Origin of the sequence: Candidatus Endoriftia persephonae (assembly GCF_023733635.1) — a bacterium.
In the GTDB taxonomy this organism is placed as follows: Bacteria; Pseudomonadota; Gammaproteobacteria; order Chromatiales; family Chromatiaceae; genus Endoriftia; species Endoriftia persephonae.
Genome location: NZ_CP090569.1, coordinates 1,610,968 through 1,626,533, shown reverse-complemented (window position 1 = coordinate 1,626,533; position 15,566 = coordinate 1,610,968). Strand labels below are relative to the sequence as shown.

The 15,566-nt window shown below is 60.0% G+C and carries 10 protein-coding genes; 9 read left to right on the top strand and 1 reads right to left on the bottom strand.

The window, feature by feature from the left end; genetic code table 11:
- Positions 1-10: 10 nt before the first annotated feature.
- The 8 genes from L0Y14_RS07260 (at position 11) to ppsA (ending at position 12,286) form a co-directional block, all read left to right on the top strand.
- The gene (locus L0Y14_RS07260) at positions 11-4,996 is read left to right on the top strand and encodes a 2-oxoacid:acceptor oxidoreductase family protein (protein ID WP_006475760.1); all 4,986 of its coding nucleotides are present in this window, start codon (positions 11-13) and stop codon (positions 4,994-4,996) included.
- A gap of 184 nt (positions 4,997-5,180) precedes the next feature.
- Complete coding sequence (gene rsxC / locus L0Y14_RS07255) at positions 5,181-6,521, top strand: electron transport complex subunit RsxC (RefSeq protein WP_006475761.1); 1,341 nt, start codon at positions 5,181-5,183, stop codon at positions 6,519-6,521.
- 6 nt (positions 6,522-6,527) lie between these two features.
- Complete coding sequence (locus tag L0Y14_RS07250) at positions 6,528-7,571, top strand: RnfABCDGE type electron transport complex subunit D (protein WP_006475762.1); 1,044 nt, start codon at positions 6,528-6,530, stop codon at positions 7,569-7,571.
- The gene (locus L0Y14_RS07245) at positions 7,568-8,284 is read left to right on the top strand and encodes an RnfABCDGE type electron transport complex subunit G (protein WP_006475763.1); all 717 of its coding nucleotides are present in this window, start codon (positions 7,568-7,570) and stop codon (positions 8,282-8,284) included. Before L0Y14_RS07250 ends, L0Y14_RS07245 begins: the two co-directional genes overlap by 4 nt.
- Positions 8,281-8,925, top strand: coding sequence for an electron transport complex subunit RsxE (gene rsxE, locus L0Y14_RS07240; RefSeq protein WP_005959195.1), 645 nt, complete (start codon positions 8,281-8,283; stop codon positions 8,923-8,925). The genes L0Y14_RS07245 and rsxE overlap by 4 nt, the downstream gene beginning before the upstream one ends.
- An 11-nt stretch (positions 8,926-8,936) precedes the next feature.
- A complete protein-coding gene (locus L0Y14_RS07235; protein WP_006475764.1) occupies positions 8,937-9,521 on the top strand; it encodes an electron transport complex protein RnfA in 585 nt (194 codons plus the stop codon).
- Between the two features lies 1 nt (position 9,522).
- Positions 9,523-9,723, top strand: a complete 201-nt coding sequence (locus L0Y14_RS07230; protein WP_006475765.1) for a hypothetical protein — start codon at positions 9,523-9,525, stop codon at positions 9,721-9,723.
- Between the two features lie 196 nt (positions 9,724-9,919).
- Complete coding sequence (gene ppsA / locus L0Y14_RS07225) at positions 9,920-12,286, top strand: phosphoenolpyruvate synthase (RefSeq protein ID WP_040820174.1); 2,367 nt, start codon at positions 9,920-9,922, stop codon at positions 12,284-12,286.
- Between the two features lie 99 nt (positions 12,287-12,385).
- On the opposite strand, the gene L0Y14_RS07220 is transcribed toward ppsA, so the two are convergent.
- Positions 12,386-13,450: a TIGR04283 family arsenosugar biosynthesis glycosyltransferase gene (locus tag L0Y14_RS07220; RefSeq protein ID WP_006475767.1), complete on the bottom strand. Its 1,065-nt coding sequence runs from the start codon at positions 13,448-13,450 to the stop codon at positions 12,386-12,388.
- A gap of 511 nt (positions 13,451-13,961) precedes the next feature.
- Between L0Y14_RS07220 and L0Y14_RS07215 the strand changes: the two genes are divergently transcribed.
- Entirely contained in the window at positions 13,962-15,566 is a 1,605-nt protein-coding gene (locus tag L0Y14_RS07215) for a methyl-accepting chemotaxis protein (protein ID WP_005959190.1), read from the top strand.

Sequence of the window (15,566 nt, the reverse complement as noted above, 5' to 3'; positions counted from 1 at the left end):
GGAGTAACCAATGTTCGGCAAAAAGCCTGAGAAACAATTCAAGTACCCTGGCATCCGCATGGCAATGGACGGCAATACCGCCGTGATCATGTGTGAGCGGGAGGCCTCCGACGCGGCCGGCGCCTATCCCATCACGCCATCGACGCAGATGGGCGAGTACTGGGCGGAGGAGAGAGCCAAGGGTCATATCAACATCTCCGACCGTTCACTGATCTTTGTCGAACCCGAATCCGAACACGCCGCCGCTGCCGTCACCGCCGGCATGACGATGACCGGTCTGCGCGCCACCAACTTCTCCTCGGCCCAGGGTGTCGCCTTCATGCACGAGTCGCTCTACGCGGCGGCGGGTAAACGCCTTCCCTATGTGCTGAACATCGGCTGCCGAGCCATTACCAAGGCGTCGCTCAACGTGCATTGCGGCCACGATGATTTCCACTGCATCGACGACACCGGCTTCTTCCAACTCTTCGCCAACGACGCCCAGGGCGCCGCTGACCTCAACCTGATCGGTCGCAAGGTGGCCGAACTGTCACTGACCCCCGCAGTAGTGGCCCAGGACGGCTTTCTCACCACCCATTTAATCGAACCCCTGCAGGTGCCGGAGCGCAAGCTAATTGAGGAGTTTCTCGGCCGCCCCGACGACGAGATTGAATCCCCCACCCCGGCCCAGCGGATGCTCTACGGTGAGAAGCGCCGCCGCATCCCGGCGATCTGGGACGTAGACAACCCGATGCAGTCGGGCGGCGTACAGAACCAGGACGCCTACATGCAGACTCAGGCAGCGCAGCGTCCCTACTTCTATGATCACATCACCGAGCTGACCGAACAGGTGATGGACGAGTACTACGAACTGACGGGGCGCCGCTACGGTCGCATCGGCAGCTTCAACTGCGACAAGGCCGACTACCTGATCATCGGCATGGGCTCGATGGTAGTGCAGGCACGCGGTGTCGCCGAGTATCTGCAAAAGAGCCGCAAACTGAAGATCGGCGTAATCGACATCACCCAGTTCCGCCCCTTCCCCGGCGACCTGCTCGGCAAGGCGCTGCAGGGAAAAAAAGGTGTGGTGGTGCTGGAGCGTACCGACCAGCCGCTAGCGGAAGACCTGCCACTGATGCGCGAAGTGCGCGCCGCCATCTCCAAGTGCATGGAGAACGGCCAAGCTGATAGCCAATCCGGAAACAGGCTCCCCTACCCCGACTACGCCACCTACAAGACGCTGAAAGAGGCGCCACGCCTCTACTCCGGTGCCTACGGTATGGGCTCCCGCGACTTGCAGCCCGAGGGGCTGATCGGCGCCATCGAGAACATGCTGCCCGACGGTGATCAGAAGACCTTCTTCTACCTCGGCATCGACTTTGTGCGCGAGGCCGCCAACCCGAAGCAGGAGATCCACATCCAGAAGCTGCTGGAGGCCTACCCTAATGTGGGTGAGCTCTCGGTACGCGGCTCCGAAAACCCCAACCTGATGCCGGAAGGCTCCATCACGGTGCGGATGCACTCAGTGGGTGGCTGGGGCGCCATCACCACCGGCAAGAACCTGGTGATGACCCTCTACGACCTGCTCGGCTATGAGATCAAGGCGAACCCGAAATACGGTTCCGAGAAGAAGGGCCAGCCCACCACCTATTACCTCTCCGCGGCCCCCACACCAATCCCGCTCAACTGTGAATACCACTATGTGGACGTGGTGCTGAGCCCCGACCCCAATGTATTCAGCCACTCCAACCCCCTCTACGGCCTAAAAAAAGGCGGCACCCTGATCATCCAGTCGAGTCTGCAGAGCCCCGAAGCGGTGTGGGCCAGCTTTCCACGCTGGATGCAGCAGCAGGCGGTGGATGACGAGATCAAGATCTTCTACATCGACGGCTTCAAGATCGCCCGCGAGGAGGCCAGCAACCCGGAACTGCAACTGCGCATGCAGGGCAATGCCTTCCAAGGCGCCTTCTTCGCCGGCTCACCGCTAATGGAGATGGCCGGCCTCGACGAGAAGAAGCTATTCCAATCCATCGAAGCGCAGCTGCAGGCCAAGTTCGGCGCCAAAGGCAAACGCGTGGTGGAAGACAACCTGCGCATCGTGCGTCGTGGCTTCGATGAGATCCACCCGATCACCGATATGCAGGTCGGCGCTCAGAGCGTCAACCAGTTGAAGAAGGAGATCGGCCTGCCGGTGATGCTCAAACAACTGCCCGAGGGCGACGGCGGCATCGCCGACATCCACCGCTTCTGGGAGCAGACCGGCAGCTTCTACGCCAGCGGCAAGGGCTCCGACAACCTGGCCGACCCCTACCAGGCGCTGTCGCTGGTGCCCGCCTCCACCGGCATCTTCCGCGATATGACACAGATCCGCTTCGAGTACCCGAAATGGGTGGCGGAGAACTGCACCGCCTGCGGCGACTGCTACACTGTCTGCCCCGACTCCTCGATCCCCGGCCTGGTCAACACCATCAGCGAAGTCTTCAACTCGGTCATCAACCGGATCGAAGCCGGTGGCATGCCGACCCAGTACCTGCGCCGCGAAACCCGCAAGGTGGAGAAGCGGCTGCGCGAACTGATCAAAGAGCAGGGGGCGAAGGCCAGAGTCCGCGACCTGCTCGACCAGGCGATCCTGGAGACCATTGCCGCCTGCGACCTGGAGGAGGACGCCAAGACCAACGCCGAACAGGGGCGTTCTAATGACGCGGGAGCAGGGATGCGCAGGAGCGCCCTGGAGGCGGAATTTGGCCGCTTCATCGACGGCCTCGGCAGCTTCGACTTCGCTGTCACCAAGCCCTACTGGAACATCAAAGAGAAGAAGGCCCCCAACAGCGGCGGACTCTTCTCCATCACCGTCAATCCTTACACCTGCAAGGGCTGCATGGAGTGTGTGGATGTCTGTGACGACTTGGCGCTAGTCGCCGAGCATCAGGACAACGCAGCCATCGAACGGCTGCGCAACGACTGGAACTTCTGGCTCGACCTGCCCACCACCAACGAAATCTACAGCCGTATCGACGACCTCGACGAGAAGATCGGCGCGCTGGAGACCCTGCTGCTCGACAAACACACCTACAGCTCAATGGAGTGCGGCGATGGCGCCTGCCTGGGCTGTGGCGAGAAGACCGTCACCCACCTCTTCACTAGCACAGTCACCGCGTTGATGCAGCCGCGAGTAAAACGGCAGCTGGCGAAACTAGACGACCTGATCACCCAACTGGAGCAGCACATCCGCCTCAAGCTCGCCTCCGGTGTCGACTTGAGCGACCCCGATGCGATCAATGAAGCGGCAGAAACTGATGAAGGCGATCTGACCCTCGCCCGGTTGAGCGACACCATCGACCCAGGGCATGAGAAAACCCTACTCGACAGGGAGTGGCTAAAACGGGTAACAGGCATACTAAACGAGCTGCGCGACCTGCACTGGCACTACCGCGAAGGCCCGAGCAAAAAAGGCCGCGCCGCGATGGGCATAGTCAACTCAACCGGCTGCACCTCGGTGTGGGGCTCCACCTACCCCTTCAATCCCTACCCTTTCCCTTGGGCCAGCCATCTGTTTCAGGACAGCCCCTCCATGGCGATGGGCCTGTTCGAGGGCCACATGGCGAAGATGGCCGACGGCTTCAAGGCGATCCGCCGTGCCGAGCTGGAGCTTGCAGATAGATACAATCCTGTAGAGCACGACCCCTTCTTCCAGCAGCTCAGCTGGAAAGAGTTTAGTGAGGACGAGTGGCTGATGTGCCCGCCGGTGGTCGCCGTGGGCGGTGACGGCGCGATGTACGACATCGGCTTCCAGAACCTCTCCCGCGCCCTGGCATCCGGTATGCCGATCAAGGTGCTGGTGCTCGACACCCAGGTCTACTCCAACACTGGCGGTCAGGCCTGCACCTCCGGTTTCATCTCCCAGATAGCCGATATGTCCCCCTACGGCAAAGCGATGAAGGGCAAAGAGGAGATGCGCAAAGAGATGAGCCTGATCGGCATAGCACATCGCACCAGCTATGTGCTGCAAGGCTCGCTGAGTAACATCACTCACCTGATCGAGGGCTATATCGACGGCCTCAACAGCCGCCGGCCGGCCCTGTTCAACATCTACGCGGTCTGCCAACCGGAGCACGGTGTCGCCGACGATGCTACCGCACGCCAGTCGAAACTGGCGGTGGAGTCCCGCGCCTATCCGCTGATGAAGTTCGACCCAGATGCGGGTGAGACCCTGGAAGAATGCATCGACCTAGAGGGCAACCCGGCGCTTGAAGAGGACTGGCCGAGCTACACTCTTGATTACGTCGATGAGCACGGCAAAGAAGCAAAATTGGAACTGCCGATGACCTTTGCCGACTTCGCCGCCACCGAAGGCCGCTTCCGCAAGCACTTCCGCAAGGCGCCGCCGGAGACCTGGGGTGACGAGATGATCCCCTTCCACGAATTCCTCGACATGGACGATGACGAGCGGGAAGGCAACTACCCCTACATCTGGGGCGTCGATGGAAAGAACCGCCTGATGCGCATCCTCTGCTCTGCAGAGATCGTCAAATCTGCTGAAGAGCGCCGCCAATTTTGGCACCAGCTCAAGAGCATCGCCGGTGAACTCGACAAGGTGGATGTGGATGCCCTGGTGGAACAAGCCAAGGTCGATATGGCCAACCGTCTCAGCTCCACCCTGCTATCGATGGCAGCCTCCGGCAATGCGGCGGCACTGACCGGCGCAGTCTCTGCCAATGGCAGCAGCGCGGCGACGGCCGGGAGCAACAGCGGCGCCATCGCCGAGGGCTACGAACCGGTCTGGATCGAAACCCCCGAATGCACCGCCTGTGACGAGTGCACCGGGATCAACCCGAAGATCTTCGCCTATAACGACGACAAACAGGCCATAGTCATCGACCCCCAGGCGGGCAGCTACAAAGACATCGTCAAGGCGGCGGAGAAGTGCACCGCCGGCTGCCTGCATCCCGGTACACCCTGGAACATGGCTGAGAAGAATGTGGAGAAACTGATCAAACGGGCAGCCAAGTTCCAGTGAGTCAAAAGCATAATGCAAAGGTCGCAAGGTTATTAATGATGCCAATCACTAAGGAAAGCACATCGTTGCCGATGAAGATGAGGACAGCGAAAAAGTCCATGAATTTATCTTTCTTGGCGTCCGTTGCGTCTCCTTTGCGCCCTTTGCATTCCCACTTTTTTTTCTCGCTAGGGAGTGACGACCGATGAGCTTATTTGGGCTTTTCGGCCGGCGCTCTTTTCAGCACGGCATTCATCCGCCGGATAACAAGCAGCAGACCGCCTCACAGCCAATCCGTCGACTGCCGTTTCCCGAACTGCTGGTACTGCCGCTCGATCAGCACATCGGCAAGCCGGCCAGGGTGATCGTCAACAAGGGCCAGGAGGTAGTGCGCGGCGAGCCGATTGCCGAGGCGGACGGCTTTGTCTCAGTGCCGATCCACGCACCGGCGACGGGACGCATCAAAGGCATCGAGCTGATGCCGACGGCGCGCGGGCCGAAGTCGCTATCGATCCTGCTGGAGGTCTATGAGGGGTCCACCCAAGAGGTGTTGTGGGGATCGGAGCGCGACATCGGCGCACTCTCCCCACAGCAGATGATCCAGGCGGTGCAAGAGAGCGGCATGGTCGGGCTAGGCGGCGCCGCCTTCCCTTCCCATGTCAAGCTGACCATCCCAGAAGGCAAGCAGGTGGATACCCTGGTGGTTAACGGCTGTGAGTGTGAGCCCTATCTGAGCTGCGATCACCGGGTAATGCTGGAGCACCCGAAAGCGCTGATGCGCGGCATCCGCTACGCGATGCGCGCCACCGGCACCAAACAGGCGGTGATCGGCATCGAAGATAACAAGATGGATGCGGTAGAGCAGCTGCAGACCCATGCCCCCCGAGACGACACCATCAAGGTAGTGGCGGTAGAGACCAAATATCCCCAGGGATCGGAAAAGATGCTGATCAAGTCAGCATTGGGCCGTGAAGTCCCTGCCGGCGGCCTACCGGCGGATGTAGGCGTGGTGGTCAACAACGTCGGCACCCTGGCTGCGCTCGGCCAACTGCTGCCAAAGGGCGAAGGACTGATCGAACGGGTGATCACCGTGGCCGGCCCCGGCGTGAAGCACCCCGGCAACTATCTCGTCCCATTGGGCACTCCGATCGGTTTTGTGCTGGATCAGGTGGGTTACAGCGGCGGACAGAACGAATTCATCCTCGGTGGCCCGATGATGGGCCCGGCGGTCTCCGCGCTGGAGACGCCGATCACCAAGGGCAGCTCCGGCCTGCTGGTGCTCAATGAACCGAACATCAACTCGGAGACCCGCCGCATCTGGCCCTGCATCAAGTGCGCGCGTTGCGTCGACGCCTGTCCGATGCACCTCAACCCGTCGCAGCTAGGCCAGCTGGCAGCAAAACGCCAATACCAGACCATGGCGGAGCGCTACCACCTCAACGACTGCTTCGAGTGCGGCTGCTGCTCCTATGTCTGCCCCTCCAACATCCCGCTGGTGCAGTACTTCCGCATCGCCAAGGCGATCAACCGGGAACAGGCGGCTTGATAAAAAATGACCAATAAACCGCAAATCGAACTGCGCACCACCCCCCACGCCCATGCGGCGGACGATGTGGTGAAGATCATGCGCAACGTCGTCTATGCGTTGCTGCCGATCACGATCTGGTCAGTCTGGCAGTTTGGCCTGAGCGCGCTGGCACTGTTGCTGACCGTGACACTCTCCTGTCTGCTGTTCGAGCGGCTCTTCAACCAGATGCGCGGTGAACCCAGCAGTCTCGGTGACTGGTCCGCCACCATCACCGGACTGCTGCTCGCCTTGACGCTGCCGCCCGGTTTTCCGCTCTGGATGGGAGTTGTCGCCGCTTTTGCCGCCATCGCCCTAGGCAAGGCCCTGTTCGGCGGCCTGGGCATGAACGTGCTCAACCCGGCCCTGGTTGGACGCGCGTTTGTCCAGGCCGCCTTCCCGGTCGCCATCACCAGCTGGACACCGTCCCTGTTCGACGACCGTTTCAGCCATTTTGTACCGACCACCCTGACCCTGCCCTTCCTGAAACCACCAGCGCTTGGCGATTGGGTGGAACAGGTGCGGATCGATGCCTTCAGCGGCGCCACCCCACTGGGTCTGCAGAAATTCGAAGGTATCGAGACCAACAGCCTCGACCTATTGCTGGGCACCGCCACCGGCTCCGCCGGTGAGACCTCCGCTCTTTTAATCCTCCTGTGCGGACTCTATCTCGCATTCCGTCGCATGCTCGACTGGCGCATCCCGCTGTCGGTGATGGCGGGCGTGGTGCTGACTAGCGGCGCTTTTTATCTGCATGATCCGGCCAATACACCGGATCCGCTCTTCATGCTGTTCTCCGGCGGCCTGATGCTGGGGGCCTGGTTCATGGCCTCCGACATGGTGGGCTCTCCGGTCACCCCCCGGGGAGTAATAATCTACGGCCTGCTGATCGGCTTTCTCACTGTCATCATCCGACTCTTTGGCGGGCTCTCTGAAGGGGTGATGTACGCCATCCTGCTCGGCAACGCCGCCACCCCACTGATCGACCAGTTCACCCAACCCCGGGTGTTTGGCGCAAGGGCAAACCGATGAGTCTGGCCGAGCACGAATTGCAGCAGCCGGCCACACCCACCGGCAGGATGATCCGTACCCTCGGCGGTATCGCCATGCTCTCCGGTGCGCTGGTGGTCACCACTGTGCATCTGACCAAACCAGCCATCGAAGAGAATCAGCGCCGCGCCATCGAGGCGGCGGTATTCCAGGTGATCCCCGAGGCAGTCTCGCACCGAGATTTCATCGTCACCAATCAGGGCATCACACCCGTTAGTGATAAAGATCCAGGCAGTGGAACCCGCATCTATGCCGGCTTCGACGCCCAGGGCCAACTGCGCGGCATCGCCGCCAATGCGGGGGCCCAGGGTTATGCCAATGTGATCCATCTGCTCTACGGCTACGACCCGGCCTGCCAGTGCATCCGCGGCATCAAGGTGTTGAAGCTAACCGAGACCCCAGGCCTGGGCGACAAGATCATCACGGATGCCAGCTTTGTCGCCAATTTCGACCAGCTCGACGCTCGCCTCGACCCGACCGGCACAGCCCTCGAACACCCGATCGTCACCGTCAAGCACGGCAGCAAACACAACCCCTGGGAGATCGACGCCATCTCCGGCGCCACCATCTCCTCCAAGGCGGTGGGCAAGGCATTGAACCAATCGGTCGGAGCCCTGCTACCGCAACTCACTCCCCATCTCGATCAGATCGAACCCGAGCCCGTCACACCGCCAAACAGACAGGTGGAAGAATGAGCAGAAAACAGGAAAACCAGGTCAGTTGGGAGACCTTCACCGCCGGCCTCTGGAGAGAGAACCCGGTATTCGTGATGCTGCTCGGCATGTGCCCGGTGCTGGCGGTAACCAATTCCGGTATTAATGCGCTGGCGATGGGGCTGGCAACGACCTTTGTGCTGCTCGCCTCCGGCCTGCTGATCTCGCTGATGCGCAATATGATCCCCAGGCAGGTGCGGATCGCCACCTACATCGTCATCATCGCCACCTTCGTCACCATCGTCGACTACACGATTCAGGCGATCTCCCTCGATCTCTACAACGCGCTCGGCGCCTTCATCCAGCTGATCGTCGTCAACTGCATTATCCTCGGTCGCGCTGAGGCCTATGCTTCGAAAAATCGCCCCATCAAGACCTTCATCAACAATCTTGGCATGGGGGCCGGCTTTACTTTCGCCCTGCTCTGCCTCGGTGTGGTGCGCGAGGTGCTTGGCGCCGGCGCACTGTTCGGCATCGATCTCTTCGGCGAGGCATTTCAGCCCTGGGTGGTGATGGTCTTGCCGCCAGGAGGCTTCATCGTGCTGGGGGCCTGGTTACTGCTGTTCGAGTGGATCAATCAGCGCCGTGAAGCCGCAAAACTGGCAGCAGTGGAGCCAAGTTAAGGAGAAAGAACATGCCAACCGAATCACTCAGTTTCATCTTTCTCAACGCAGTGTTGGCCAACAACTTCGTACTGGCGCTGTTTCTCGGCCTCTGCCCCTTTCTCGGCGTCTCGGGAAAGCTCGACACCGCCCTGCCGATGGGGCTGGCGACCATGTTCGTGATGCTGGTCAGCTCGGTTTGCGCCTTCGCCATCAACCAGATACTGGTTACCTTCGACATCGAATTTCTGCGCCTGATCGCCTACATCGCAGTGATCGCCAGCGCAGTGCAGCTGGTGGAGATGACACTGAAGAAATTCACCCCGGCGCTGTTCCGCTCCCTCGGCATCTTCCTGCCACTGATCACCACCAACTGCGCGATCCTTGGCCTAGCACTGTTCCAGACCTTCAAGGAGTACGACTTTCTGCAGTCGCTAGTCTATGCGATCGGTGCCGGTACCGGCTTCATTCTCGCCATCCTACTAATGGCCGGACTGCGTGAAAAATTGGAGCTCTCCACCCTGCCGAGTCTCTCCCAGGGCGCGGCCATCAGTCTGATGCTCGGTGGCCTGCTATCGCTCTCTTTCATGGGGTTTGCCGGACTGGGAGGCGGGTGAGATGTGGGACTACCTGATCGCCATGAGCGTGATCCCGCTGCTACTGCTGGGCTGGCTGTTGGTGCAGTCGCTGGCACGACGGTTTGCCAAGGCCCACCCAGAGTTCGGCCCGCCCCCGCAAGAAGGGGGCGGCTGCGGTGGCAACTGCTTATGTGGCAGTGGTGGAAGCTGCAAACGGGAACAAACTAAGACAAATAAATAATCTTTTGTGTGCCGCCTATCACAAAAAAAAGCCTTCCATTAGCGTGGGATATCGGCACACACAGGTAACATCTTTTTTTAGCGGAGATCAACATGGAAGTACATCCAGCAGATTTCCCAGGCTCCAACAAGGCATCTGACGCGAGGGCAACACCATGCGTAATTCAAATCAGCTTATGAAGAACGAGGGCGATACTGTGGCAGAACAAATCATCTGGTTCGAGAACCTGGGAATGGACGACGTGGAACAGGTCGGTGGCAAAAACGCCTCCCTGGGCGAGATGATCAGTAACCTCGCCGAAACTGGGGTCAGCGTACCCGACGGCTTTGCCACCACCGCCCACGCCTTCCGCGAGTTTATCCGCTACAGCCGCCTCGATCAGCGCATCGACCCTCTGCTGGCAAAGCTTGACGTGGACGACGTAGAGGCCCTCGCCGAAGCGGGCCGTACTATCCGCCAGTGGGTGGTGGAGACCCCTCTGCCGGAAGCGCTACAGAACGCGGTGGTGCATGCCTACCAGAAGATGACCCGCGCAAGCGGCGTCGAACCGGCGGTGGCGGTACGCTCTTCGGCCACTGCGGAGGATCTGCCCGACGCCTCCTTCGCCGGCCAGCAGGAGACCTTCCTCAACGTACGCGGCATCGACGATGTGCTGATTTCCATCAAGCAGGTGTTCGCCTCGCTCTACAACGACCGCGCCATCGCCTACCGGGTGCACCAGGGGTTCAACCACGACGAGGTGGCACTCTCCGCCGGCATCCAGCGCATGGTGCGTTCCGACATCGGCTCTTCAGGCGTGATGTTCACCCTCGACACCGAATCGGGCTTTCGCGACGTAGTCTTCATCACCAGCGCCTTCGGCCTCGGCGAGACGGTGGTACAGGGCGCAGTCAACCCGGATGAGTTCTACGTCCACAAAGAGAATCTCTCTGCTGGTCGCCCCGCCATCCTGCGCAAAACCCTCGGCAGTAAGGCGATCATGATGACCTACGGCAAGGCGGGCGAGGAGAACGTAATCACCATCGATGTACCGGAGGCTGACTGCAAACGCTTCTCCCTCTCCGATGAGCAGGTGGAAGCCCTCGCCCGCCAGGCGCTGATCATCGAACAACACTACGGCCGTCCGATGGACATCGAGTGGGGTCTGGATGGTGAAGATGGCCAGCTCTACATCCTGCAGGCGCGCCCCGAGACGGTGGAGAGCCGGGTCGATCACGCCAAGGTGGAACGCTTTCGTCTCGAAGAGCAGGGCACTGTGCTGGCTCAGGGCCGCGCCATTGGCCAGCGCATCGGTACCGGCACCACCAAAGTGATCAACGACATCTCCGAGATGGCCAGGATTCAGCCGGGCGACGTGCTGGTGACCGACATGACCGACCCCGACTGGGAGCCGGTGATGAAACGCGCCGCCGCCATCGTTACCAACCGCGGCGGCCGCACCTGCCACGCGGCGATCATCGCCCGCGAGCTGGGCATTCCGGCGGTAGTGGGCTGCGTCGACGCCACCGACAAATTGAGCGACGGCCAGGTGGTCACCGTCTCCTGCGCCGAGGGCGACGACGGCTTTATCTATGAGGGACGCCTCAACTTCAGCGTCACCGAAGGTGACAGTGGCGAACTGCCGGAGCTGGACACCAAGATCATGATGAACATCGGCAACCCGAGCCACGCCTTCGCCTTCAGCCGCATCCCCAATGCCGGCATCGGTCTGGCACGGCTGGAGTTCATCATCAACACCACCATCGGCATGCACCCACTGGCGCTATTAGAGTTTGACCAGCTGCCTGAAGAGTTGCAGGCGCAGATCAGCGATCAGTGCGCCGGTTACGCCGACCCAGTCTCCTTCTATATCGACAAATTGGTGGAGGGCATCGCCACCCTGGCGGCGGGGTTTCAGGGACATCCGGTGATTGTGCGCATGTCGGACTTCAAATCGAACGAATACGCCAACCTGATCGGCGGCGAGCGCTACGAACCCAGCGAAGAGAACCCGATGATCGGCTTTCGCGGTGCCTCCCGCTATCTCTCCGACAGCTTCCAGCCCTGCTTCGAGCTGGAGTGCCGGGCGCTGAAGCGAGTACGCGAGGAAATGGGCTTCGACAATGTGGAGATCATGATCCCCTTTGTGCGCACCCTCGAGGAGGCGGCTCAGGTACAGGCGCTACTGGCGGCCAACGGCCTGAAGCGCGGTGAAAACGGTCTGCGCGTGATCATGATGTGCGAACTGCCCTCCAACGCGGTGCTGGCGGAAGAGTTTCTCGAGCACTTCGACGGTTTCTCCATCGGCTCCAACGACATGACCCAGCTGACCCTGGGACTGGATCGCGACTCCGCGCTGATCGCCGACAAGTTCGATGAGCGCAACCCGGCGGTGAAGAAGATGCTTGGCATGGCGATCACAGCCTGCCGCGAGCAGGGCAAGTATGTCGGCATCTGCGGTCAGGGTCCATCCGACTATCCGGATCTGGCCCAGTGGCTGCTGGAACAAGGCATCAGCAGCATCTCCCTCAACCCGGACACGGTGGTCAGCACCTGGCAGTCGCTGGCCACCCAAAGTTGCTAGAAGCTGCAGCGACCAAGCTATAGATCGGGCTGTGCACGACATCATCCTTGATTTTAATCGATGACACGCGGCGGCCACGGGCCGCCCTATATTTTAAGGTTAGTCGCGCCCCGTTTGGCCTCGCTCCAGCCGGCGAAACAGGCGCCAGCTGGCGTGGAACCAGAGCCAAGCGAGGCCGGCTGTCAGCCAGTCGAAGAGCATAAAATCGGTCAGCGGCCGGAACACACGGTCATGCAGCCAGAGACCGGGCCGGCGGCGGCCCCCCAACAGCCGTTGCAGCACCAGATCGAACAGGAAGAAGAGTTGCCAGGCATGACCACGCACATAACGCCCGGACGCCAGCCAGCGATGTCGGGCCACGCGACTACCAGCCTCCCGGTTCAGCGCATCAATTAAGCGGAAGATCGGTGCCAGCTGCAGCTGCCCGGTCTGCGACTGGTTACGATAGACTGCTGCGACACGCTCGAAGAAAGCATCCAGGCCGATAGCGTGAAAATTCATGATCAGTGCCGAGAGGATCATGCGCCGACCCAGCCCCTCTTGCTCAAAACGGCGCGCCGAGGTTTCCAGGGTACCCGGCAGGGTGATCCACTCTCCTTTGCTGCGGATCGTCTCGGCCAGGCGTTGATCCTCCAGAAACCAGAGCGACTCATCAAACCCACCGAGTTCATCGAACAGGCTGCTCGGCAGCAGAAACCCCTGATCGCCATTGGTACACTCCGGCCGATTGAGGGCGCTCTTCTCTTCGTAGTAGTGGTAGACGAACCCCTGACCGGGGCGGCTGCGGCAAAAACTCAGTCGAAAATGGCCAGCAATGCGTTGCTGGCCACGCGCCTGCATCGCCTGTTTGAGCGCAGCCAAGGCATCAGCCAACTGCCGCTCATCAGTCAGGCCCGAGTCCGCATGCAGGAACAGCAGAAACGGAGAAGAGCTGACGGCGGCACCAGCATTCATCTGCCGCCCCCGCCCCGCATCCGTTGCCACAATCCTAACCCCGTGGGCGCTGGCGATCGACAGGGTCGAATCCCGCGAACCGCCATCGGCTAGGATCAGTTCCAGTTCAATATCCTGCTGTCGCCACAACTGCTTCAGTAACAGCGGCAGGGCATCTTCCTCATCGATAGCTGGGATGATGACACTGAGTTGAGAAGCGCTAGAGATCATAAAAAAGCGCGACCATAGCAACTTGATTCAAGATGGCACGATGATCCCACGGGGATTGCTGGAAACGTTGGGCATCGGCTTCTACAACCACCTCCTCCATGCGTTCCATGTTCTTTCTCTGCGCTTGCATCAGACCATTAATATAGTGTGTGGCCAAATGAAATACGGACCTTGTCTTGTTCGTGAAATGTCATTTGAAACAGTATTGAAAATCTTAGAATCGCCCCACAATGCAATTTATTATATTTATACACCTATTAGATAACTAAGATGACCTTGGCAATTCTCATTTGATGCTTTTCCTTTCATTGCTTGGCAGATAATTCATGCCATATATTTTATATTTTTCAATCAGTTATTTTTAGGTCCAGTCAGACAAAGTAATCCTAAAGTATTGCCTCTTCCCGCCGAATATCGATGTATTCGATATTTTTTAACTAATCGATATCTCTGACGCCGAGGCGGCATGCAGCCGGGCCCCGTTCAAACGCACTCAAAAGAAGGCTGAACCATGAAAAGACTGATCGGCAGCTTCATCCAACACTCCCTGGATCTGGTGGGAATCAAGCGCATCCGCAGCCAGTTGCTAACGCTCAATGTCCTGCTGATCGCCTTTGGTCTGTTTTCGATTGCATCCATTTACTGGAGCCTCGACAGTGACGCCGCTGCCATCAACATCGCCGGCCGCCAGCGCATGTTGAGCCAGCGAGTGGCTAAGGAGGCGTTGATGGTGGTCCAGGGGGTGGAACCGCTGGCGGTGGTACAGAAAACCCTGGCACTGTTCGAGGATTCCCAGCACCGACTGCTCCTAGGAGATCCTGAAGCAGGCATCACCCCGCCAATGAACGAGGCTATCCGGCAACAGTTGGCAAAGACCAGCCGACTCTGGTCGGCCTACCGGCGGCACTTGGAGGCCTATCTCGCCACCCCCTCCCTCGACAGCCTGAAGGCGATTCGGGAAAAAGCCCAAAAAGTACTGGAGGAGGCCAACCAGGCAGTCAAGCTAATGGAGAGAGAGGCCAACCATCAGGTCTTCCTGCGAGCCGGCTGGGCCATCGGCATGATCGTCGTCCTGCTGCTCTTCACTAACAATATCCGTATCTATACCCTGCATACGCTGATGGACCCGATCGAGACCCTGCGTAACCGGTTCCTGCGGGTCAGCGAAGGGGATTTCACGCAACCTATGCCCGAATCCGATCTGGACAACGAAGTGAGCCAGACCAGCCGCGCCTACAACGCCATGCTGGTGGAGATCGGGAACATGGTGCGCCAAGTCATCGATGACGCCATCCACATCGGTCAGGAGGCAATCAACCTGACCTCGGTGGCCGAGATCTCCCAGAACGGGGCGCGCAAGCAGTATATCGAGATCAACCAGTTATCCAGTGCTATGAACACCACTTCCGATGCAGTTCAGGACGTGGCCCGCAGCGCTGCCCAAGCCGCGGATGCGGCGGAGGAAACCAACCAGGAAGCGGTCTCCGGCAAGAGGATAATGGCCCAATTAGCGGATGTGATGGATGCCTTAATGCAGCAGAGCGGCGCCGCAGCGACGGTAGTCGGTGAGCTGGAACAGGACAGCCAGTCCATTGGTCAGGTGCTGGAGGTAATCAAAGGCATTGCGGAACAGACCAACCTACTGGCCCTTAATGCAGCCATCGAAGCAGCCCGCGCTGGCGAGCAAGGACGCGGCTTCGCCGTGGTAGCCGACGAAGTCCGTGCCCTGGCGGCCCGCACTCAGACCTCCACCGAAGAGATCCGCCAGATCATCGAACGCCTGCAACAACAGTCGAAGAAGGCTGTGGTAACCATGGAGGAGAGCCGGCTCCAAGCGGACGAGGGTAGCAGCCGCGCCGTCGAGGCCAGCAATGCCATGGAGAAGATCATCGATGCCATCGGCACCATCACCAGCATGAATACCCAGATCGCCACTGCTGCGGAGGAACAGGGACAGACCGCTGAGCTCATGAGTCGGAATGTCGAGACCATCGGGACCGTGGCAGCGGAAACCGCCGAGGCAGCGGACAAGACGATCCAGGTCAGCAGCATGCTCAGCCAGGGGCTAGATTCCCTCCGCTCCCAGGCCAGCCGTTTCCGGATCGATGCCACATGA

Excerpts from the sequence above, each read along its gene's own strand:
- L0Y14_RS07260 (WP_006475760.1), top strand. The coding sequence starts at position 11 with ATGTTCGGCAAAAAGCCTGAGAAACAATTCAAGTACCCTGGCATCCGC.
- rsxC (WP_006475761.1), top strand. The coding sequence starts at position 5,181 with ATGAGCTTATTTGGGCTTTTCGGCCGGCGCTCTTTTCAGCACGGCATT.
- L0Y14_RS07250 (WP_006475762.1), top strand. The coding sequence starts at position 6,528 with ATGACCAATAAACCGCAAATCGAACTGCGCACCACCCCCCACGCCCAT.
- L0Y14_RS07245 (WP_006475763.1), top strand. The coding sequence starts at position 7,568 with ATGAGTCTGGCCGAGCACGAATTGCAGCAGCCGGCCACACCCACCGGC.
- rsxE (WP_005959195.1), top strand. The coding sequence starts at position 8,281 with ATGAGCAGAAAACAGGAAAACCAGGTCAGTTGGGAGACCTTCACCGCC.
- L0Y14_RS07235 (WP_006475764.1), top strand. The coding sequence starts at position 8,937 with ATGCCAACCGAATCACTCAGTTTCATCTTTCTCAACGCAGTGTTGGCC.
- L0Y14_RS07230 (WP_006475765.1), top strand. The coding sequence starts at position 9,523 with ATGTGGGACTACCTGATCGCCATGAGCGTGATCCCGCTGCTACTGCTG.
- L0Y14_RS07220 (WP_006475767.1), bottom strand. The coding sequence starts at position 13,450 with ATGATCTCTAGCGCTTCTCAACTCAGTGTCATCATCCCAGCTATCGAT.
- L0Y14_RS07215 (WP_005959190.1), top strand. The coding sequence starts at position 13,962 with ATGAAAAGACTGATCGGCAGCTTCATCCAACACTCCCTGGATCTGGTG.